The organism is Flavobacterium sp., from assembly GCF_965277525.1.
GTDB lineage: Bacteria > Bacteroidota > Bacteroidia > Flavobacteriales > Flavobacteriaceae > Flavobacterium.
Genome location: NZ_CBDIDC010000014.1, coordinates 34,766 through 56,830 on the forward strand (window position 1 = coordinate 34,766; position 22,065 = coordinate 56,830).

General features: G+C 34.5%; 18 protein-coding genes and 1 pseudogene. 7 read left to right on the top strand and 12 right to left on the bottom strand.

Going from position 1 to position 22,065, the window contains the following annotated elements; translation table 11 throughout:
- Positions 1 to 9 precede the first annotated feature (9 nt).
- Together ACQY44_RS24320 and ACQY44_RS24325 are read right to left on the bottom strand one after the other, a co-directional pair.
- The gene (locus tag ACQY44_RS24320) at positions 10 to 1,413 is read right to left on the bottom strand and encodes a hypothetical protein (RefSeq protein WP_428232866.1); all 1,404 of its coding nucleotides are present in this window, start codon (positions 1,411 to 1,413) and stop codon (positions 10 to 12) included.
- Positions 1,414 to 1,510: 97 nt separating this feature from the next.
- Complete coding sequence (locus tag ACQY44_RS24325) at positions 1,511 to 2,062, bottom strand: hypothetical protein (RefSeq protein ID WP_428232867.1); 552 nt, start codon at positions 2,060 to 2,062, stop codon at positions 1,511 to 1,513.
- A 1,046-nt stretch (positions 2,063 to 3,108) separates the two neighbouring features.
- Here ACQY44_RS24325 and ACQY44_RS24330 point away from each other — a divergent pair.
- A complete protein-coding gene (locus ACQY44_RS24330; protein WP_428232868.1) occupies positions 3,109 to 3,426 on the top strand; it encodes a DUF3892 domain-containing protein in 318 nt (105 codons plus the stop codon).
- Positions 3,427 to 3,684: 258 nt separating this feature from the next.
- Here the strand turns inward: ACQY44_RS24330 and ACQY44_RS24335 are convergent, their stop codons facing one another.
- The 3 genes from ACQY44_RS24335 to ACQY44_RS24345 all read right to left on the bottom strand — a co-directional run bounded on the left by ACQY44_RS24335 (position 3,685) and on the right by ACQY44_RS24345 (position 6,471).
- Positions 3,685 to 4,305, bottom strand: coding sequence for a hypothetical protein (locus ACQY44_RS24335; protein WP_428232869.1), 621 nt, complete (start codon positions 4,303 to 4,305; stop codon positions 3,685 to 3,687).
- A 149-nt stretch (positions 4,306 to 4,454) separates the two neighbouring features.
- Positions 4,455 to 6,005: a hypothetical protein gene (locus ACQY44_RS24340; protein WP_428232870.1), complete on the bottom strand. Its 1,551-nt coding sequence runs from the start codon at positions 6,003 to 6,005 to the stop codon at positions 4,455 to 4,457.
- A 4-nt stretch (positions 6,006 to 6,009) separates the two neighbouring features.
- On the bottom strand, positions 6,010 to 6,471 hold the full coding sequence (locus ACQY44_RS24345) for a hypothetical protein (RefSeq protein WP_428232871.1): 462 nt from the start codon (positions 6,469 to 6,471) through the stop codon (positions 6,010 to 6,012).
- A gap of 842 nt (positions 6,472 to 7,313) precedes the next feature.
- Between ACQY44_RS24345 and ACQY44_RS24350 the strand changes: the two genes are divergently transcribed.
- From ACQY44_RS24350 to ACQY44_RS24365, 4 genes and pseudogenes are all read left to right on the top strand, one after another.
- The gene (locus tag ACQY44_RS24350) at positions 7,314 to 7,724 is read left to right on the top strand and encodes a single-stranded DNA-binding protein (protein WP_428232872.1); all 411 of its coding nucleotides are present in this window, start codon (positions 7,314 to 7,316) and stop codon (positions 7,722 to 7,724) included.
- 57 nt (positions 7,725 to 7,781) lie between these two features.
- A pseudogene (locus ACQY44_RS24355) lies at positions 7,782 to 8,699 on the top strand (DUF932 domain-containing protein); the annotation flags it as partial.
- Positions 8,692 to 10,230: a recombinase family protein gene (locus tag ACQY44_RS24360; protein ID WP_428232873.1), complete on the top strand. Its 1,539-nt coding sequence runs from the start codon at positions 8,692 to 8,694 to the stop codon at positions 10,228 to 10,230. The pseudogene ACQY44_RS24355 and the gene ACQY44_RS24360, both read left to right, overlap by 8 nt.
- A gap of 237 nt (positions 10,231 to 10,467) precedes the next feature.
- Positions 10,468 to 10,926: a helix-turn-helix domain-containing protein gene (locus ACQY44_RS24365; protein WP_428232874.1), complete on the top strand. Its 459-nt coding sequence runs from the start codon at positions 10,468 to 10,470 to the stop codon at positions 10,924 to 10,926.
- Positions 10,927 to 10,987: 61 nt separating this feature from the next.
- Here the strand turns inward: ACQY44_RS24365 and ACQY44_RS24370 are convergent, their stop codons facing one another.
- From ACQY44_RS24370 to mnmE, 3 genes are all read right to left on the bottom strand, one after another.
- Positions 10,988 to 12,130 carry a tyrosine-type recombinase/integrase gene (locus ACQY44_RS24370; RefSeq protein ID WP_428232875.1) on the bottom strand — a complete coding sequence of 381 codons (1,143 nt, stop codon included), beginning with the start codon at positions 12,128 to 12,130 and terminating at the stop codon, positions 10,988 to 10,990.
- Positions 12,127 to 12,690: a helix-turn-helix domain-containing protein gene (locus tag ACQY44_RS24375; RefSeq protein ID WP_428232876.1), complete on the bottom strand. Its 564-nt coding sequence runs from the start codon at positions 12,688 to 12,690 to the stop codon at positions 12,127 to 12,129. Before ACQY44_RS24375 ends, ACQY44_RS24370 begins: the two co-directional genes overlap by 4 nt.
- Before the next feature lie 232 nt (positions 12,691 to 12,922).
- Positions 12,923 to 14,323, bottom strand: coding sequence for a tRNA uridine-5-carboxymethylaminomethyl(34) synthesis GTPase MnmE (gene mnmE / locus ACQY44_RS24380; protein ID WP_428232877.1), 1,401 nt, complete (start codon positions 14,321 to 14,323; stop codon positions 12,923 to 12,925).
- A gap of 162 nt (positions 14,324 to 14,485) precedes the next feature.
- On the opposite strand from mnmE, the gene ACQY44_RS24385 reads away from it, so the two are divergent.
- Both ACQY44_RS24385 and ACQY44_RS24390 read left to right on the top strand, forming a co-directional pair.
- The gene (locus tag ACQY44_RS24385) at positions 14,486 to 15,319 is read left to right on the top strand and encodes a universal stress protein (RefSeq protein ID WP_428232878.1); all 834 of its coding nucleotides are present in this window, start codon (positions 14,486 to 14,488) and stop codon (positions 15,317 to 15,319) included.
- A 66-nt stretch (positions 15,320 to 15,385) separates the two neighbouring features.
- The gene (locus tag ACQY44_RS24390) at positions 15,386 to 17,158 is read left to right on the top strand and encodes a MutS-related protein (RefSeq protein ID WP_428232879.1); all 1,773 of its coding nucleotides are present in this window, start codon (positions 15,386 to 15,388) and stop codon (positions 17,156 to 17,158) included.
- 216 nt (positions 17,159 to 17,374) lie between these two features.
- On the opposite strand, the gene ACQY44_RS24395 is transcribed toward ACQY44_RS24390, so the two are convergent.
- The 4 genes from ACQY44_RS24395 to gldF all read right to left on the bottom strand — a co-directional run bounded on the left by ACQY44_RS24395 (position 17,375) and on the right by gldF (position 22,062).
- Positions 17,375 to 18,004, bottom strand: a complete 630-nt coding sequence (locus ACQY44_RS24395; RefSeq protein WP_428232880.1) for a DsbA family oxidoreductase — start codon at positions 18,002 to 18,004, stop codon at positions 17,375 to 17,377.
- A 421-nt stretch (positions 18,005 to 18,425) separates the two neighbouring features.
- Complete coding sequence (gene dnaN, locus ACQY44_RS24400) at positions 18,426 to 19,544, bottom strand: DNA polymerase III subunit beta (RefSeq protein WP_428232881.1); 1,119 nt, start codon at positions 19,542 to 19,544, stop codon at positions 18,426 to 18,428.
- A 107-nt stretch (positions 19,545 to 19,651) separates the two neighbouring features.
- The gene (gldG, locus tag ACQY44_RS24405) at positions 19,652 to 21,337 is read right to left on the bottom strand and encodes a gliding motility-associated ABC transporter substrate-binding protein GldG (RefSeq protein ID WP_428232882.1); all 1,686 of its coding nucleotides are present in this window, start codon (positions 21,335 to 21,337) and stop codon (positions 19,652 to 19,654) included.
- Entirely contained in the window at positions 21,337 to 22,062 is a 726-nt protein-coding gene (gldF, locus tag ACQY44_RS24410) for a gliding motility-associated ABC transporter permease subunit GldF (RefSeq protein ID WP_428232883.1), read from the bottom strand. The genes gldG and gldF overlap by 1 nt, the downstream gene beginning before the upstream one ends.
- Positions 22,063 to 22,065: the final 3 nt, after the last annotated feature.

Below are 22,065 nucleotides of genomic sequence, written 5' to 3' on the forward strand. Positions count from 1 at the left end.
GTTGATTTTTTACCACTCACTTTTCATCAAAGATTTTACTGCCAAATTTGCCAAGCTAACTCCCAAATTTAAATGATATTCTATTTCATCTTTCCAGTTTTCAGACAAACTCATTATTGCAATTTCTTTAATACTCATGTCATTGTTTAAATGACTGAATTCTTGTTTAAATATTTCTACATATTTATTTCGATCAGGAACTAGCATTAATATAGATTTCGAGTATTCTCGATGGTTATTTATGAAAGTCGGACAGAAAAGAATTGTATTTAGAATTCCACTTCTACTATTCATTAAATCCTTTAACTCTTCAAAGTTGTCTGTAAATTCACAATTACTTGAAGTCATTAATAATCCCCAAGACAAGTGGTGTTCAAAAATAAATTCTTCTTTTATATTTAATTTTTTAATAATTCCAATTGCAATATCAAGAATATATTTTTGGGCACTTATGTTGCCCTCAAAGAGAAAAAATGCAAGTGCAATATAAAATGGTACATGGTCTTGAATAAAAACATCATAGTCATAATTTAATCCTGGTAAATATTCAATTTTCCTAAATGTTTCAGTTTTCTGAGCTTTAATTAGTAAGTTGTTAAAATCAAAGTAATTATCTTCATTTTCATATTGTGAAAATAATAAACCTAAATTGATAAATTCAGATACTATACTTGCAGAGTAATTCTCATAACTCAGATTGAATGGTAGTTTGTCCTTAAAATATCTGTATATGAATTTCAAATATTGCTCTTGAAATGACTCGTCAAGAGAAGCAATATCAGCATATACCTGACCAATTCTGTAAAACTGGTTTTCATGCATTAATTTTTCAACATTCTTTAGAAATCCTTCGAATTCAATTTCTGATTTTATTTCTTCATAGCCGTTTATTAGTCTTAAAATATAACCCAAGTTTATTTCATTATGAATTCTTCTGTGTTGAGATATAATTTTTATTAATAAATTTTCAATATCTGCATTGTTTATTCTAAAGATGTCATAATTATGTTTGCCGAAAAGTCCAAGTAGGTCATTATATTTTTCTGAGTTTTCCGCTCCATCGATTATTATATGAAAAAAGAAAAGCGGTTTTTCAAAGACTTTACTGTCTTTTCCGAAAATTTTTGCTGGGTTATTAGCAATTGAATTATTGCTTGAACTTTCAATTTCAAATATGAAAAGTGGAAATTTATTCTCTTTATCATTAAACCATGCAATATCAATTGCTTGACTTCCAAATGAATTTTCACTCATCGGATATTCTGTATCAGTATGATAATATAACACATTTCCTAAGTCAATGAGGAAATCAAATAATTTTAAACTTGTTGTTGTCGAATGTTTACCCATTTTTTTTCCTTTGTTCTTCCATACCACATTACTTGCCGTAGCTTGATGCAGTAGTGAAGCCATCTGACTGATTATTGTCTGTTAAATATAAATTTTAGTGAAGAAAAAGCTTCAAGGCAATCAAGCAATCTAAATATTGCTTTAGCTATTAGCGACAGTATTAATTCACTAAATAACCTACTGTCATTGGATTTTCATGGAATATTAATTTTATTCGATCTTGATTACATCGCTGCTCATATTCGTGTAATAAATCATTTCTTCTATCTTCTGTTGGATTTCCAAAAACTAACAAGATTCCTCTATAATACCCATTTTCTAAATCTAACATACAATTTATTGTCCTTATATCTTTTAGAAAGCCCGTGTTTACATTATGTGTTGTTGCTCCAGTAAAAGTTTTTACCTCAATAATTGTATGGTTATCTTCCGGCCCCATACTTCCAGGTCTGTGAAGTAAAAAATCAGGATTTACTCTTCCGCAAAAAGGTGCTATTAATTCGTGTCCTGCTTTATCAATTTCGGCGCTAAAAGTGTATCCAATATTTTTAGGTAGAATATTTCTAATATGTCTATACAATTCATAACAATAATGTCTTTCTCTTTCAATGTGTTCAGCATTATATGCAACAGGTAGATTAAAATATTCTCGTTCAATTAATGCAGTTGATTGTAATATAGTTTCAATTAAAGTGTCAAATATTTGTTCCATACGTTGTTTATTAGATAAAGCGTTGTAAAATATTTCCGCTTTCTTTTGCCATTAGTAAGATTTTTAAGCGAATATAAGAATAAATGTCAAATCTTTTAGCTGTGCTGCAATAGCTGTCACAAAGTATTTTTAGCTCCTGTCTTTTACAAAACTTGGTAGGATCAGGGGGCAGTCTTTTGGAATTCTTCTCCAAGCTGACTGCTTTTCTTAATTTTTACTCTTAATCCACAGTATCCCAATTGCTTCCCTTTTACTTTTTACACGAGACCCTGTATGCTTTTGTTTTATTTCAGGAGCAAAGGTAGTCCGTGTCCTTTAGCAAAAGCAAGGCCGGGCCTTTCAGGTCTTGCCAAAAAATCTCCACCCATGCGGGTTTTTCTAGCTCATATTCTGCAAGGCCTGAATTAATCGGATATTAAGAATTGTTAGCAGAATCTAATTCGAAGTGATTATCATCGTCAATTGTATATAATATTATTTTTAGGAGCTCTTCCCGCTATGCGTTCCAATCTTTTGTGCCAGTGTTCGGCGCAAAAGGATTTTCACTGCTATCGGGGCTAGGGCTGCTGATCAGCCCCGTTTTGAGTTGGAAAACTGCCCATTCAGACCCAATAATAATTAAAAATTTATCGACCTTGATATTGTGACTCAAAACTCAAATTGTTAATTTTTAAACATTTTAAGTTGGTTAAAATGAATGACGGATATCAGAGCTAAAACAAAAAGTTTATGATTAATTTGAAAAGTTAGTGCTGGATACACTAATTAGGCCCTTAATACTAATAATGCTTTGATCGCCCATATATTAGTAAAGATAATTTGGAATTATTTTCAGTAGGAGCTTTATAAAAAAAGTGTACAAAAAAACCGTATAAATACCTGTTGTCAATCATTTATTATTGTAGTACTTGTTACCAATATTTATTCAACTTTATATTATCGCGATAATATAAAATACAAATGAATTTTAGACTTTTTATTAACCAACCTCTGATGATCCTATAAAATTAATTTGATAATGTCAGAGATCTTTAATTTTTATTTTTATGAGTACATTTTATGTAACAGCTGTTCGATATACGACCAATGGATCCTATATTTCCCATCTTATGGTACATGTTCCTGAATCAGAAAAAGGTCGTTTAAAAAAAGGAGTAATTATGACTAAAAATGATGTAATTACACTTTTAAAACAAAAAAATACCTTAACTACCGCGGTTTACAATTATACCGGTGGATTCTGGAGCAGAGGATCAGATATTGGTATAGTAGTAGTGAATAATATTGAATATTTGCGAACAGATCCTGATAAGACTTCAAGAGATAATTTAGCAAACCTCTTATTAATTGATGAAATCAGATAGATAAATTACCATTGTCTTGGTATTTGTGTTTTTGTATCAATGATGCAATTATTTACCGATCTTTTGATCTTAGATCCCTAAAGATTAAAGAAACCTCCAAGTTTGATTTTGGAGGTTTGTTTAATAATATAGTGCAGTATATCCGTAAACCTTACTTTGAAACCCTTTAACAGTAGGCTGCAAAATCTTTGCAGAAAAGCAGTTTCAATCAGGAAAGCCAGGATAGTTAATAATTTTTTAGATCTTTTTCAGAAATATTTACTGGTAACACGCTTCGATATTGTCAGGAAGTAAAATAGGATTAAGTTTTTGTCTTATTTTTTCACTGCTCAAAGAATAACAATTACCCGTAATCGCATTTGATATGTAAGCCTCCAGTCTTTTTTTCGGATCTGCTTTTTCTATCCAGCCTGCTTTTTTCTCCATATCATTTGTTTGATAAGGATATGCTCCATATCTATATTCAGCCAAAAGGAGGAAAAAAACCTGATCATCCTTAAGATTTTTATTGCGCCAGTCTCTAATTTCTTCACTTGTCAACTTATCCAAAGAAGTTACCGTGTAGGAGTTTGTATAATTATGCTGTACTTCTTTTAAAAGTCTGTTCCATGTATCCCTGGCAGCTGGGTAAACCTTTTTTAAATCATCGGGTATTGCATTGTTTTTAGAATAAACTAAGTTTATATCTTTGATCACGTTGCCTGCTGCCTGTTTATTGAAAAGATCTATGCCGTAATCGCATTGTGAAGAACCTGTAGATTCCGTGGTTACATCAATTTTACTATCTGTCCCCTTATGAACGTTTTTTGAACAGCAAAAAGAAAATAATATTGTAACTAATGGCAATAATATTACGCGATTTGTGAGTGTATATTTCATAAATTTATTATCTTATTTAAAAATAGTTTCCTTTAATTCTGTTCTTAACATATACTGTTTGTTGGAAGGAGTTCTAACGAAGAGCTTAATGCTCATTTTTATTCGGTTTTTGTCTGCCTTTGCGGTTTATTGCTGCAGGGGGAGTTATGTTAAGAGCGTGCTTCAATATTTAAATCTTTTAGCTGTCTTAGTTTTTTGAAATCTTCAGATGTCATCTTGTTTTTAGCAACGTATATTTTTTCAGTGCCGGAAACTTCGAAATAAATCTCAAATTTATTGGTACTAAGAGTTTTCGGATTTTCCTTGGCAATCTGTAGTTTGATCCATTTTAAAAATTCTTCAGGCTTGTCATCTGAAAACAAATCTAGTTCTTCTTCTTTTTTCCATGAAATATTAAGAATAACAGTGTTGCCAAGGGCATTTTTTGCGCTAATACGGTATACATATTTACAAAATAACATAGGATCTATTAGGGCATCGGCTCCATCTTTCATAGGAAGATGGTACATAGTGACTTTGTCGTCATATTCCAGGGAATTTTCCCCTGTTTGTTCTTTTAGATTTTCAACAGCCCTTAGTTCGCCTTCGTATTTCACTTTGAGCAGTAAAGGCTGGCTGTCGACGCATTTCACATAACTTACAGTCCTGCGGCCAAATGAAAGATCGTTTGCCGAGACAGGCTGGTAGCTCTCGTCAAACAAATTCTTGAAAGTATAGACGTTTTTCTCATCAGTTAAGTCCGAGCCCTTAAATTTAAGGGTTGCGTCTACGAATACATTTAATGAAATATCTGCATTCTGTCTGCCTTCCTGCGATACTACGATTTCATTAGGAGAAAATGAGAATCCTGCTTTCATCCTCTGTAGTTTAACAAGGCGTGCTTCATTCAAAGTTTCTGCATTTACATAGCCTATCTCACCTGTGACATTTGCTGAGGCACCATTTTTTGTAGTTGTTGTATTATTGGATTTCTTTGCACCGTTTAGATCTCCCGAACTATTAATCGTGCCTACTACGTTTCCATCTTCATCATAAACCTTTTTTTCGTTGCCAGACTTTGAGCTGTTGCTGTTTTCTGAAGAAACTGTACTTGTATTGTCGATGCTGCTTCCAATTTGTCCTGTAGCAGTAAGTTTTGAATTAAAAGTAACCGAGTTGCTTCGTGATAAATTACCGAGTTCAACTTCCTCAAATTCGTTTTCCAATTTATCAATACTTTTGAAAGCGATCCTGTTTTCCCCTTTTGGAATACTTATGTAAGTGTTTAAATAAGCAAGTCTGGTATTGGGATGTGTGAACCTCTTATCTGTAAAATACCTTTTTATGTTAGAAAAAGCCAAGCGGACCTTGTATTCAGTAAACTCAGTTGGCAATTCTGGAGGCGCACTATCCTTCTTAGCATTTATTGGCTTAGACATTAAGGCAATAATATCTTCGGGTTTCTGAGTTTTACTGCTGACTACTTTTAACAGGTGATGTGGCAGGCTGTCCTGCAGTTCCCATAATTGTTTAGGCTTCTCTTCCGGCTGAGCAGAAGCCTTATAAGGCAGTACACCAACCCTTACATCAATTACAGGGCTTGTTGTTGATTCATTGCCAAATTCATTATGATGAAGGTTGCTAAAAACTGGTTTAGGGCTTTTACAGCCTGTAAGATATATCAGGGTGGCAATGCAGATAAAGTAGATTTTTATTTTCATGGCTCTATACAATTTTAAATAATTTATATTCACGACCAGTACCGGGTTTGCAGCTGCCGGGTTTTTCTCCTAGATATTCAGCCACAACATCGTGAAATATTGGGCGTCCGTTGCAGTCTATATAAGGGTTTTCTCCTACACCGTAGTAATAATAACCGCTGTTTAAAGTGTAATTCTGTCCTATAACATGGGGTGTTTTATCCGGTTTTGTCCATAAAATGCTGCCAGTTGTAGGTTCTGATAATATTGCCTGCTTAAAGTATGAATTAGTAGCCTTATGAATGTAGGCTGGACTATAGCCTTTAACTTCAGTAAGAAGAAGATTAATTGTACCCTCTTTACTAAGGGTAACTTCTCCCTTTACACCTTTGTTCTGTAAAGCATGATGCTCAAACTTAATGGTCTTTTCTGAGCTGCCAGGCAGGTTTTTAAGCTCCTCTACAGCATTTATAATTTTTTGTTTCATGGTTTAGAGTATTGTTGTTTAGTTACTTACGAATTTAAAACTTATGCAAATTGTGGCATAGCGTATTTATACGGTATTATCAAATAATTATAATTTAAGGTGTAGGTCCATTTGGTTGTTCATTTTAAATGAACGGTATAAAAAGGAACAATGAGAACAGTACAAGTTACATTTACCAGCTTTATACTGATTCAGTTGCATGCGGTACTCATAAAATTGATGCATAATTTTTTATAACATAAAAATTTAAAACTCATTTTTTTGATGCGGGTAGATATCACAAATCAAATCATCCAATTTTTCCAGCCGCGACCCAGAAGCCGCGGTTTTTTATGTTTCTATAGGAAAGATTGAAAGTCTTGAACCGAAGTTGCCATCTTGGGGAATTCAAGCCCGTGCTGTCTGCTTTTTTCCTTAATGCCCTTTATCCACAGTATCCCCGTTGCTTCCCTTTTACTTTTTATCAAAGTCCCTGTATGCTTTTGTTTTTTGTTTCAGGAGCAAAGGTAGTCCGTGTCCTTGAGCAAAAGCAAGGCCGGGCCTTTCAGGTCTTGCCAAAAAATCTCCACCCCTCCGGGTTGTATTTTTTGCCAGAGCCTTGCTTTTGCCGGACACTTACCTTTTTATGCTCATGAAACAAAACATAGCATACTGCGGCTCTTTAGACGAATAAAAAAAAATGTCAGAAATGGGAATTGAAATATTGAAAACGGTCCTAATGAAACAAAACAGCGCCTGCTCTCATTGCCGAATAAAATTTCAAAAAAAAATAAAAGTAAAAAAAGTCAAAAGTAAAATGCGGGGCGGGAAAAAGAAAGTGAAAATTTTAAAAACTAGAAATCATGAACATTACAGGAAGATTGACAAAAGATGCGAAAGTAAGCACATTGTCAGACAGCAGACAGGTAGTAAATTTTTCAGTAGCCATCAACGAGAGCTACAAAAACAGAAAAGGCGACAGGGTAGAGCAGACTACCTTTTTCGAGTGCGCCTACTGGATAAGCCCAAGGGTTGCCGAGTGGCTGACCAAAGGCACGGTGGTGGAGCTTACAGGGATGGTAAGCGCAAGGGCGTGGACAGGGAATGACGGAGAGCCTCGCGCGGGGCTGAATTTCAATACGTCCAATATCAAACTGCACGGGGGCGGGAAGAAGTCCGAAGATGGGCAGGCGGTGAAAACTGGGCAGATTGCAGAGCAGGGAGAAAACAAAAAAGCCACCTTAAAAGAGCCTGAGGACGACATCCCGTTTTGAGCAGGCAGTAAAGGGTTCTAAACAATTTTATTTTTCTAAATTTTAAAATCAAATATCATGGCACATAATATCAATTACAACAGCGAGACAGGAAAGTATTCTTTTTTCAGCGTAAAGGAAAAAGCATGGCACGGGCTCGGGCAGATTGTGGAGCAGTACCCGACAAGCTCAGAAGCTATCAGACATGCAGGACTTGACTATGAGGTGGCTAAAAGCCCTTTATACACAAAAGCATCGGGCATTATCCAAACTTCGGGCGGTATTGAAATGGGCAGTACCGAACTGGCAGTACCTGACTGCTTTGCCACTATCCGCACCGACAGCAATGCCGTTTTGGGTGTAGTAGGCAAAGACTACCAAATCGTGCAGAACCGTGAAGCGTTCAGCTTTTTTGATGCCATTGTAGGCGGGGGCGACGGCATACTGTACGAAACAGCAGGGGCGTTAGGACAAGGCGAGCGCATCTTTATTACCGCCAAACTCCCTGACTATATTCGTGTCGGAAACGGGGATGATGTGACTGAAAAGTACATTTTCCTTACCACCTCCCACGACGGGAGCGGAAGCATCACGGCGGCTTTTACGCCCATCCGCATCGTATGTCAAAATACCCTTAACGCCTCGCTTAGAAATATGAGCAACGTGGTGCGCATCCGCCATACATCAGGCGCTAAACAGCGTTTGGATGATGCCCATAAAGTGATGGGACTGGCAGATAAACTCAGTAGTCAGTTAGAGGGCATCTTTAATGACTGGGCTCAAGTTAAGGTAACAGACAAGCAGGTTAAGAAATTGATTCAATTGGCATTATGCCCCAATACCGAAACACTCGCTTTAATTAAAAAAGGGGCTGAGGATGAAGTTTCCACCGTGTTTAAAAATACCGTTGAGGATGCTTTTGCGTACGCCATGGCAAGTGAATCTCAGCAGATGGAAACCACTAAAGGCACGCTTTTCGGGGCTTACAATGGAGTATATTCGTGTAAGTACTGACGAGCAAGCAGAAAAAGGATTCTCCCAACGGAATCAGGAGGAAATGCTAAGAAAATATTGCAGCATAAACCAAATACAGATACGCAATGTAATTTATGAAGATCATTCAGCAAAGACTTTTAACAGGCCTCAATGGAAAAAATTTCTTGATGATGTAAAAAAAAATAAAAATAAAATTAATTTGGTTCTTTTTATGAAGTGGGATAGGTTCAGTCGTAATGCGGGTGATGCTTACCAAATGATTAATGTATTAAGAAAATTGGGTATAGAGCCGCAGGCTATAGAACAGCCGCTTGACCTGAGTGTTCCAGAAAACAAAATGATGTTGGCTTTTTATCTGGCAGCGCCTGAGGTTGAAAATGACCGAAGAGCACTAAATACCTTTCAGGGGCTTAGACGAGGTAAGAAAGAGGGAAGGCATATGGGTATGGCCCCTTATGGTTATGCTAATAAAGTTACAGAAGATGGAAAAAAATATATTGCCATTGTGCCTGAGAAAGCCGTAAAAGTTATATGGGTGTTTGAACAGATTGCGAAAAATATTTTTAGTACTGAATCTATTTACCAAATGGCCAAAGAGAAAGGCTTTGGTATCTCTAAGAACAACTTGTGGCTTATTATAAGAAATCCTCTTTATTGCGGAAAGATAGTTGTTCCTCAGTATCGAGATGAAGAGGCGAGATTAGTCAATGGTCAGCATGATGCAATTATTAGCGAAGGATTGTTTTACCAGGTACAGGATGTCCTTGATAGTAAATCAAGGACATATAGACCGAAAATTAAAACAATAGAAAATTTTCCCCTTAGAGGTTTTTTTATATGTCCTAAATGCGGACAGAAGTTAACAGGGAGCAAATGCAAAGGAAGAAATAAATATTATTACTATTACCATTGTGATAAAGTTTGTAAATGGAGAATAAACTCTGAGATAGCTAATAAAACATTTAAAGTGCATTTAAATAAATTTAAACCTTTACCGCAAGTGAAGAAACTGTATTCAGCAGTTCTGCTTGAAGGCTACAGGGAGCATACTGGGTTAATCATTAATGAAAAAAAGAAATCTCTTGAACAAATTGCAGTTTATGAAAAGAAAATGACCGTTGCCAGAAATTTATTAGTCACCGAGAAAATAGATGCTGAGGATTATCATCTTATGAAAATTGAATACAATGCTGTTATTAGCAAGTTAGAGAAAGAGATTGGAAATGTAGATGACGATAGAGAGAATATAGAGTATCTAACGAACACGGGACTGGAAAACCTTTTAAAGCTTGGTGACGCCTTTGATGGAGGGACTTTAGCTGATTCCAGAGAGATAATTGGTTTAATTTTTCTGGAAAATTTTACATTTTCAGAAAACAAAATCCGCACCGCCCGAGTCAATGAAATCATCAACTGTATTTACCTGGTAAACAATAGGTTACGGGCAAAAAAAAACGGGACAAAAGATGATATTTCTCTTTTGTCCCGAGTAGTGACCTCTACAGGACAAATTTCAAATCATTTTATGTAAGATTTGAAGAGATTGTCTCACTATAAGTAGATACTGTCTTTTAATGGCACCAGGAAGTTGGTTTAGATGTCCTGTCGGGGATTGAAGTAAAAAATTATTTACGTATTCATTACAGTTGAAAATGTAATTTCAAGTCAGAAAGGAAATAAGCTTCCAATTAGTGCCAAATACCGTCAATAAGTATTTCAAAAGCATTTTAGAAATAATTTACCTTAATAAATTCTAAAGATGCAAGTTATGGAGAAAAGTATTGACTATAGTGAATCTAAATTGGCGACTGAAAAAGCTTCACAAATTCTTCGTTCAGAGGGATTAGATGTAACGTCTGATACATCTACTAAACATATCCATACTATGAAAGCATATAAATTTGAAGACCTTCCAGATATTTTGGGAGCACTTTATTTAAGAATAGAAAATATTGAAAGAATTTTGAAAGATTACAATAAACAAGATAAAGTAATTGATAATGATCTACTCTCTATAAATGAAGCTTCAATATTATTAAAACTTTCCGTTGCTACAATTTATTCCAAGGTTTGTAGAAATGAGATCCCAGTAAACAAGCAAGGAAAACGCCTGTATTTCTATCGTACGGAATTACTGAATTGGATCAAATCCGGCCGTATTAAAACTATCTCTGAAATCCAGCGCGAGGTTGAAGCAAACTTTAAATCAAAACAATCAATCAAATAAAAAAGATCTGCTTTTTAATAGTGAAAGACGCCACTACAAAGTGACGTCTTTTTTTGTTTTACTATTTCAAGCTTATTCTAAGCGATGCTTCTCTTTTCTTCTCATCAATTATTTTTGTGTAAATCTGCGTAGTTTTCACACTTTTATGACCAAGCATTTTTGAAATGGTAAAAATGTCTGTTCCAGAGAAAATTTGCAATGTAGCATAGGTGTGCCGAAAACAATGGAAAGTTATGTGTTTTGTAATTCCGGATTGGGCAACCCAGACTGGTAAAACTCTATCCACATCCCACTTTTTTAGACCAATAAAGACTTTGTCATTATCATTTGTCCTTTCACCAAGAGTTTCAAATGCCTCAGTTGATATCGGCATAGTCTGTAAGCCTTCAGTTTTCTTTTGTTTAAACCTAATATAATGTCCATCATCTTCTCTATACTGAACTTCTGACCAAGTTAATTTAACTATATCTGAATATCTAATTCCAGTGAGGGTTGAAAACATAGAAATTCTAAAAACTATATCTTTTGAGCAAGGAGTTGTAAATAATTTTTTTGCTTCATTTAAAGTTAAAAAATTTCGTTGTGATTCCTGTTCTTTAATGGAATCAATTCCGGCATTTATATCGGTTCGTAGTTTCCCTTCTTTATACGCTCTTTTAAGTGTAGACTTAAGCTTGTTGTGATAGGAGAGAGCTGTATTTTGTGCCAGAGTATTCCCAGTATCTCGTCTGTTTTTGGCTTTTAATAAATATTCTTTATAATCTTCCATCAAAGTCACTGTTATATCTTTGAAACAAATGTCTCTGCCAGAAAGAAAGTTTTCAAAATGAATAATAGCACTGCTCCAAATCTGGTAATTCTTTCCCTGTTTTTTATCCGCTAAATTTTTAAAATAATCTAAAAATGAGCCGCGTGCAATCCTTTGAATTTCCAACTGTTCTTTTTCAAATTCACTATAGACATCACACTTTCGCAGTTCGTTTTGTCTTCGAATCTGAATCAGCTCTGCCGTATGCAGAGTCTCAATATTTGAAATTTTTTGAATTGGATTTTTTGGACGCTCAAAAAGGTACAGTTTTAAGAATTCACGTCTTGTGTACTTATTCGTTTCTGCATTTAGTATTGGTGGATAAAAATCCAGGTAAAGAGATATCATTCCGTTTGCCAAAAGTTTTTTTCTCAATCTTACATTTCCCTTTTTCATTTTTCACTTACATTAAATATAATATCAATATCTTTCTTCGCAACATAATTAAATTTCCCTATCGAATATTTGGCTATTCCCTGACGCTGAATTAGCATATACAGAGCTCCTGGCGATATACCGAACTTCTGCTGTATCTGTGTTATAGTATAACAGTTCTCTAATCCGGGAAATTCCTGAACAGGGCGCAGTAATGACTCTTCCAGAGGAATGGAAAAGAAAGCATCCATATCGCATTTTCGAATAACGGTCCTTGCTCCAAATTTGGCTATATCAAGCTCCCCTTTGGAAATGATCCTATAGATCGTCCTTCTGCTTATACCAAACAATAGACTGGCTTGATTTACGCTCAGAAAATCTTTTGTTTTTACAGCTTCAAGTTGCGGATGCCGGGCAATTTCTGTCTGCCTGTTGCTTTCTTCAATTTTAGACTTTCTTGTCCTTGCTTTGTAGGCTCTGCTGCTGCATTTCAGCGAGCAATACTGCGTTTTTGTTGTCTTGGCCGTGAATTCATTTTGGCAGAATTCGCAGATGCGGGTAATCTTAATGTTTGTACTCATAGAAATGTGACTTTAAGTGTCCCACTGTGACTATGTGTGTCTACGCGTGCCATGATTTGGCCAAAAAAAAATATTATTTGTACCTCACAATCCCAAGGTACAAATACGGTACAAATTTAATCAAAACATTACATAATATCCAAAAGAAAAAGGAATTAAAAAACGAGTTAAAATATTGTTTATCAATGCTTTAACTCGTTTGTTTGTCGTTATTTTGCGTTATTTTGTCCTGCTATTTTCCAATGCAGAAATTAGCAAAAATATTCCCCAATAATTCATCATTAGAAACCTGGCCCGTGATCAATCCAAATTGATATAAGGCTTCACGAATATCAAGTGCAATCAGGTCGCTGGAAAGATTCGTTTCAAGACCAAATTTTACTTTTTGTATTTCATCTAAAGCTTTTAATAAAGAATCATAATGTCTTGTATTCGTAACGATTGTTTCATTATTACGTAAAGCACCGGTATTTACAAATGAAAGTAATTGATTCTTTAATTCTTCGACACCAATATTTTCCTTAGCGCTTAGAAAAATTTGTTTCAGGTGTAAGGTTTCAAGTTCTTCATGTGTAGCCTGAAGTTGTTCCTGACTGAGTTGATCTATTTTGTTACAAACAATCAAAATTTCCTTTAAAGGATATTTGTTTTTTATTTTCTCGATTTCGACTATAAATGAAGCACTTGAAACCTGAAACTTTAAGCTATCCATGAGATAGATAACAAGTTGCGCCTGTTCTATTTTTTCGAATGTTTTTTTGATTCCGATACTTTCTACAACATCTTTAGTTTCGCGAATTCCGGCCGTATCAATAAATCTAAAACCAATTCCGCCAATTACCAATTCATCTTCGATTGTATCACGTGTTGTTCCGGCAATGTCAGAAACAATGGCGCGTTCTTCGTTTAGTAAAGCATTTAGCAAGGTTGATTTCCCGACGTTTGGTTCTCCAACAATCGCAACCGGAATTCCGTTTTTAATCACGTTTCCAACAGCAAATGAATCAATTAAACGTTTTAATACAAATTCAATTCTGTTTAATAATTCATGAAACTGAGTACGATCAGCAAATTCTACATCTTCTTCCGCAAAATCCAATTCCAGTTCAATTAACGAAGCGAAGTTTAAAAGTTCTTCGCGTAATTTGGCAATTTCATTACTAAAACCACCGCGCATTTGTTGCATCGCTATTTGGTGAGAAGCTTCATTATCAGATGAAATTAAATCAGCAACAGCTTCCGCCTGGGATAAGTCAAGTTTTCCGTTCAGGAATGCCCTAAGCGTAAATTCACCCGCATCAGCCATTCTGCATCCTTTACGCAATAACAGTTGAATAATTTGTTGTTGAATGTAAGTAGAGCCGTGACAGGAAATTTCAATTGTATTTTCGCCCGTATAAGAATTTGGACTTTTAAAAACAGAAACCAAAACTTCGTCAAGTGTTTTTGAATCATCAACAATATGCCCTAAATGCAAAGTATGTGTTTTTTGCCTGGTTAAGTCTTTGTTTTTGATGGATTTAAAAACAGAATTTCCAATGGTAATAGCATCAGAACCTGAAATTCGAATTATAGCAATAGCTCCAGCTCCTGAAGGAGTAGCTAATGCAACTATAGAATCTTGATTTATCATGATGCAAAGGTATAAAAAAAGCCATAAAGTTGTGTCTTTGAAGCCCCATTGCAGAGATGTTCTTTTGTAAAAATATAAAATGTTAAAATACTGATAATTGTCAGACTATTTTGATTTTAGAATGACTAAATTTGAGAGAATAACTTCTAAATCCGAATCAAAATGAAAAAAATATTATTTCCAACCGATTTTTCCGAATGCGCTACAAATGCATTCGTACACGCTTTAGAATTTGCTAAAGTTGTCAATGCCGAACTTATTTTGTTGCATACCTTTGAGATTCCGGTTTATGACAGCCAATTTTTCCCTGAAAACTATGCTGCAATTTACAGCTCTATTGAGTTAGCGAAATTTGAAATGTTTAAAGATGAAATTCCAAAATTAAGAACCATTGCAGAGGAACGAAATTTAGGCGATATTGTTATAAAACATCGCCTGATGGATGGTGATTTGATTTATAATTTAAAAAATGCTGTAGAAGAAGATAAAGCCGATTTTGTTATTATGGGAACATCGGGAATTACAGACTGGACTAAATTCTTTCTCGGTTCCAATACAAGTGCTGTGATTTCTGAGATTAAGGTGCCTGTTTTATGTATTCCAGCGGATACGAAATACAAAAAAATAAAAACGATTGGTTTTACAACCCGCTATCGTGAAAAAGACAAAGTTGAACTTAGAAAAGTATTGGATATCGCAAAAAAAACAAACGCAAAAGTAAAAACATTGTACGTTAAAACTTCAAGTTCAGATGTTTATGAAGGAACTATTAAAGAGTGGGAAAAAGAATTTGCAAATGAAAATGTAGAGTTTTTAGTGTTGCCAAGTGACGAAGTCAAAGAAACTATCCTGGACTTTATACTGTATAAAGATATTGATATCATAACCACTATAACACATAAAAGATCTTTCTTTGAAGGTCTTTTCGATTCTAGTTTCACAAAAAAAATAACTAAAGAAGTCTCTATACCTATTTTGGTAATGCATGAATCTTAAAATATTTTTGATAGCTTATTTTTAGCAGTGTAAAACCTATATTTGTATTTCATTTAAATTTAAAGAATGGAAGCTTATCAAAATAAAGTTGAACACTATACTATAATTTTTCAAAAAATCAATAAAAGATACAATAGCATAAGTATTTTGCGTCTTTTAAGTATTTTTCTGTGTTTGTTTTTATTGTTTTATTACATAAAAACCAATGAAATTCTTTACGCAGTTTTTGCTTTTCTGTCTTTTGTTGGTTTTCTTTTTTTAATGCGCATTCATTCGGGATTGTCTTTTCAAAAAGAGCTTACCAAGGCAATTCTAAAACTCAATCAAAATGAGATTACCTACTTAAAAAGAGAAAAAATCCCTTTCGAAAATGGAATCGAATTCAACGATTTTCACCATCCTTACGCTTATGATTTGGACATTTTTGGAGATCATTCCTTATTCCAGAATATTAACCGGACAGCTACTTTTATCGGAAAAAAAACATTAGCCAATCAATTATTGAAGCTGTCTCCTAATGAAACAATTCTCGAAAACCAGGAAGCTATAAACGAACTAAAAACCAAAATAGACTGGCGTCAGGATTTCCTCGCTTTAGCCATGATCAGTAATGATTCTAAAGCTTCATACGATTCGTTATTGCATTGGAATTCATTTAAAAATAACACGCTGCCTAAAGTTTTAGTTGCATTGTCAATTATCCTTCCCACTTTGTTTTTAGGAATTCTAGCAGCTTATTTTATAAGTTCAAAAACTATTTTATTATCGTATCTGACATATGTTTTTATTGCAAATTTGATCGTATTAGGACAGTCTTTTAAGCGAATCCAATCTGAAATTGCAAAAGCAGATAACGTCGATAAGATAATAAAGCAATACAGTCTATTAGTTCAGAAAATTGAAACTGAAACTTTTGGATCGAAGAAGCTAATCGATTTACAAAATCAGCTTGTTTTTAGAAACGCAACCGCAAGTAAACATCTGAAAGATTTATCAGAACTGTTCTCAAGAATGGATACAATAAACAATTTCGTAACGGCAATTGTATTTAACGGAGCATTCTTATTTAATCTTCACGTTTTGAAAGCACTTTTAAAATGGAAAGACAATTATTCAACAGAACTCGAAAACTGGATAGCTATTATTGGCGAATTCGAAGCCCTGAACAGTTTAGCAAATCTGGCATATAACAATCCTGATTTTGTTTTCCCTGAAATCAATTCTGAATACAAAATCGGATTTTCGGATTTAAGCCATCCTTTGCTGAATCCCGCAACAAGGGTAGGAAATGACACTCATTTTTATCCCGAATTCTTTATGATTCTAACAGGATCTAATATGTCCGGAAAAAGTACCTTTTTAAGAAGTTTAGGAATCAACATGGTTTTAGGCGGAGCAGGTTCAGTTGTTTGTGCATCAAAAGCTAACATTCATCCACTTCCAGTTTTAGTTTCAATGCGTTTGTCTGATTCTTTAGCGGATAGTGAATCGTATTTTTTTGCTGAAATCAAACGTTTAAAACAAATTATGGATGCGCTGGAAGAACGTCCTGCTTTTGTGTTATTAGACGAAATTTTAAGAGGTACAAATTCTGATGACAAAAGAAACGGAACAATTGAAGTAGTCAAAAAGATCATTGCTAAAAATGCCATTGGCGCCATCGCCACGCATGATATCGAAGTATGTTTAACAACAAATGAATATCCAGATATCCTAACCAACCAATGTTTCGAAGTAGAAATTCAAAACAACGAACTTCATTTCGATTACAAACTCCGCAACGGAATCTGCCAAAATAAAAGCGCCACTTTCTTAATGCAGAAAATGGGAGTGATATAGAATTTTAGGGTGTAGATTTTTGATTTTTGAATCTGTAATGTGAAATTTTACCGGAAAGCACGCAAAGTTTTGATCAATAGGTTTTATAAAAGCAAAGTTCGCAAAGCTTGTTTAAACTTTGCGAACTTCGCGTAAAACCTTTGCGGTAAAATTCATAAGTGAATGTTTATCACAAGTGGCTAATAATCTAAAATCTACACTCTAAATTCTAAAATATTACTTCTGCACCTCCTTAATGGTATTTACAAAAGCTTCAACAGGCTGAGCTCCGGAAACAGCATATTTTCGGTCAAAAACGAAAAAAGGAACGCCTTGTACACCAATTTCCTGTGCTTCGGTAATATCACTTTGAACCTCCTTTAAAAATAAGTTTTCATCTTTTAAAACTTCTAAAACGAGATTCTGATCTAAACCAGCTTTTGCCGCCAATTCTATTAAAGTAGGGCCATCATTCAAATCTCTTCCTTCAGTAAAGTAAGCCTTGAAGAAAATTTCTTCCATTTCGTCGCCTAGTTTTTTGGCTTTAGCCAATTGTATAATACGATGTGCTGTCAAAGAATTCGAGATAACAGCTTTGTCAAAATGATAATCCAAACCAACGCTTTTTGCGCGTTCTACAACACCTTTATGCATTTCTATAGATTGTTCAACAGAAATACCTTTTCGTTCGGCTAAAAACGTATAAACGTCTTTACCTGATTGTGGTGTAATCGTAGGGTCAAGCTGAAAGCTTTTCCATTCAATTTCAAATTCGCCATTTGGAAATTCAGCTAAGGCTGTTTCCAGTTGTCTTTTTCCGATATAACAAAACGGACACATGATGTCCGACCAAATTTCTATTTTCATAGTACAAAGTTAAAGAAAAAAATGTTTCAGGTTTTATTTGTTTCAGGTTTCCAGTTTTTGTGCAGTACGATGTTTAACCGTAAAGTGCGCAATCCCGGTACCTATCAGGATACGCAAGGTTCGCAAAGACTTTATACAAAGCTTTGTAAACTTCATATTTATAAAGACAATCTAACGACAAAAAGACTTTGCGTGCTTTGCGATAAAAATCCACACAAACCATGATCTCATTTCAACCTTAAACTTCAAACCTGAAACAAAAAAAATTGTCTCAAAATAAAAAACCGCAAATCTTAAAAAAAGAATTGCGGTTTCTAGGTATAAAAAATGGTTGGTTAATAGCGATGTTTTTTTTTTTTACAATGATATGTCTTTAATTTGAAACTAAAAAAGATCCCTGTAACAAAAAGAAGTTTTGATGTTAACTATTTAACATTACGGGCATTACCAACATTGTAACAGTTTCTCCTTCTTCTAAACCATCAACTGGCGTCAGGATTCCGGCTCTGTTAGGTAATGACATTTCTAACATAATCATATCAGATTGTAAATTGGTTAGCATCTCTGTTAAAAAACGAGAGTTAAAACCAATCTGAAGATCATCTCCCTGATAATCACAAGTCAATCTTTCTTCTGCCTTGTTTGAGTAGTCGATATCTTCAGCAGAAACATTTAATTCGGCTCCGGCGATTTTTAAACGAATCTGGTGTGTTGTTTTGTTAGAGAAAATCGCAACACGTTTAACAGAACTTAAAAATAAAGAACGGTCAATCATTAATTTATTTGGATTCTCTTTTGGAATTACCGCTTCGTAATTAGGATATTTTCCGTCAATCAAACGACACATTAAAATATAATTATCAAATGAGAAAGTCGCATTTGAATCGTTGTATTCAATTTTTACTTCAGCATCAGAACTGCCTAAAATACTTTTTAAGATATTCAAAGGTTTCTTTGGCATAATAAAATCAGCAACCTGAGAAGCTTTTACATCTGTACGGGCGTATTTAACTAATTTATGAGCATCTGTGGCAACAAAAGTCAATCCTTCCGGAGAGAACTGGAAGAAAACCCCGGACATTACCGGACGTAAATCGTCATTTCCGGCAGCGAATATAGTTTTACTTACGGCAGTTGCTAAAACATCAGCAGGAACAAGTGTTACAGAAGGGTCTTCAAGATGTACCGATTTTGGAAATTCTTCTCCGGCAGCATATGCCAGAGCATATTTACCTGAGTTTGAACTAATTTCAACCGTATTGTTTTCTTCAACTGTAAAAGTTAAAGGTTGTTCCGGGAACGTTTTTAAAATTTCAAGCAAAAGTTTTGCTGGTACAGCAACGCTTCCTTTACTTGTAGAATCAATTGATAATGTAGCAGACATTGTAGTTTCAAGATCCGAAGCCGAAACCGTCAACTCATTATTGTCTAGTTCAAATAAAAAGTTATCTAAAATAGGCAACGTATTGTTACTGTTGATTACACTACCTAAAACTTGTAATTGTTTTAATAAGTACGAACTCGATACTATAAATTTCATCTCTTTTGTTTTATTTTTTTGCTCTTTTACTTAGTTTTTCTTCCACTAAGATAGGTTTTACAAATATATCGTAAACAATCTTAGTTTCGCAATTTTTTTATTAACATCTATTTACTGTATTTTCTTTTTCGCAAGTAAGTAAATACGAATCCAAAAACCATTAAAATTAGAATTGGAAGTCCGATAGTTATGAATTGTGTAAGACTATAATTTTCGTAAACTTTCTCTTTGTCCAATAAAGGTAAATTGACATCTTTACTTCTAATGTTAATAAGTCCTGTGTCATCCAGCAAATAATTAACACAATTCATCATGAAATCTTTGTTGTCGTATAGGTTTCCGGTACGCTGATCATAACCCAATTCAACTGGCATCATGTTTTTGTCCAATTGATTTCGGGCTAAATCTCCATCAGCAATAACAATCATTTTATTTGGCTTTCCTTTTGCTAAAAAGTTATTTTCTTTAAATGGTAAAACACGATTCTCGAAAGCAGAGTGAAAAGAACCTTCCAGTAAAACAGAAAGAGGTATGTTGCCTTTGTTTAAATAATCCTTAGGAGAAGTTTTCTCAGTCACAATATTTAAATTAATTTCTACCGGAGTGCCAATTACTTTTGAATACTGAGAAGATTGTAACAACACCGTTTTTTTGATTCCGTTTTTTAAAGTATCAATAGGGCTTGCAAAATCAAATTTAATTCCACCTAAATTTTTTACAATAGGGTGTTGGCTTGCCGGGTAAACTTGCGGAGCATATTTCCATACAAAATCCTGATATTGGGTAGCGCTTCCCTGTTCTCCCGTCGCTAATTTTATAGGACTGCCTTGTTCGTCTTTTACCAGGTCAGGATTAATTCTGAATCCATATTTAAAAAACATATCATTGAGGTTTAAATCTCTTGGATATGCCAGAGTCGCACCAGATTGATTGTAAAGGCTGTCCATATCCGCAGCAACCTGATCGATTAGCCATAGAGTTTTTCCGCCATTCATAATAAACTGATCTAAAACCTGTTTTTCTTCGTCAGAAAAAGTCTCAGTCGGTTTTGAGATAATCGCCAGGTCGTATTTTTTTAAAGCGTCTAACGTTCCGGTTGGATTCTTAGCCACAGAATCTAAAGTAAATGGTCCAATGTAATAGCTTTCGCGAATTTGTCTCAGTAATTTAGCAATGTGAATTTCGTTCAATTCCCCATTTCCTTTGATGATCGCTACTTTCTTTTGCCTGTCTTTTGTGATTTTATTAATAGCATCAGCGATCGAATATTCTAAATGCTGAATTGATCCAATTACTTTTTGTGTAGTCGAAGCACCCATGATGTTTTTCAACAATGGAATATTAACTTCTTTATTGTTGTAAACCGCAACGGCCCAGGGAAAAACCATTGCCTGAGATTGCTTTCCTTTATCATCAACAGTGATGTTTATTGGCGTAAGACCTTTTTGATAAAGAGATTTTACCACATCCAGATTATCTTCTCCATTTTCTAACGGATTCACAAATTCAAAAACAATATTACTGTTGTAAGCCTGAAACTCCTCCAGTAATTGTCTTGTTTCTTGCTGCAATCGTCTAAAATCTGCCGGTAAATCACCTTGCATATAGATCTTGACAGACAAAGGGTTTTTAACCTGTTTTACGATTTGTAAAGAGGTTTCGGATAAAGTATATCGTTTGTCTTTGGTTAAATCAAAACGGTGGAAAAATAAAGTTCCTAATATATTTAAAGCGATTAAAACAAAAACAGTAATACCTAATGTTTTGATATTTTTTTGAGTAGATGCTTTCATTATGCTTTAAAAGATTTTAATTGATAAACAGTAAAAGACAGGAATAACACCGTGATGCTTAAAAAATAAACAACATCACGCGTATCGATAACGCCCCGGCTCATACTTTTAAAATGATCCTGCATCCCAAATGCCGAAATAAGGGTAGACGATCCCGGAATCAATGATGCCAAACCTTCAAATCCAAAATAAAATATAAAACTCAGGAAAACAGCCATAATAAAAGCCACAATTTGATTTTCAGACAGGGTAGAAGTGAAGATTCCGATAGCAGAATAAGCAGCAATTAGAAATAATAATCCGAAATAAGAACCAATCGTACTACCCATATCGATATTGCCTTCAGGAGAACCAAGATCTGAAATTACTTTTACATAAATAAAGGTTGGAATAATAGCTAAAATAATCAATAGGAGTGAACCTAAAAATTTTCCGTTTACGATTTCCCAAATCGATAAGGGTTTCGTCAAAAGCAATTCTAATGTTCCCTGTTTTTTTTCATCAGAGAAACTTCTCATCGTAACAGCCGGAATCAGGAAAATTAAAATCCAGGGTGCCAATGTAAAAAACGGGGTTAAATCAGCATAACCGGTATTCAAAATATTATAATCTCCTTGGAAAACCCATAAAAATAGTCCGTTGCTAATTAAGAAAATAGCAATGACCAAATAGCCAATAGGAGAGCCAAAAAAGGATTTTATTTCTCGTAAAATGATTGATTTCATTCA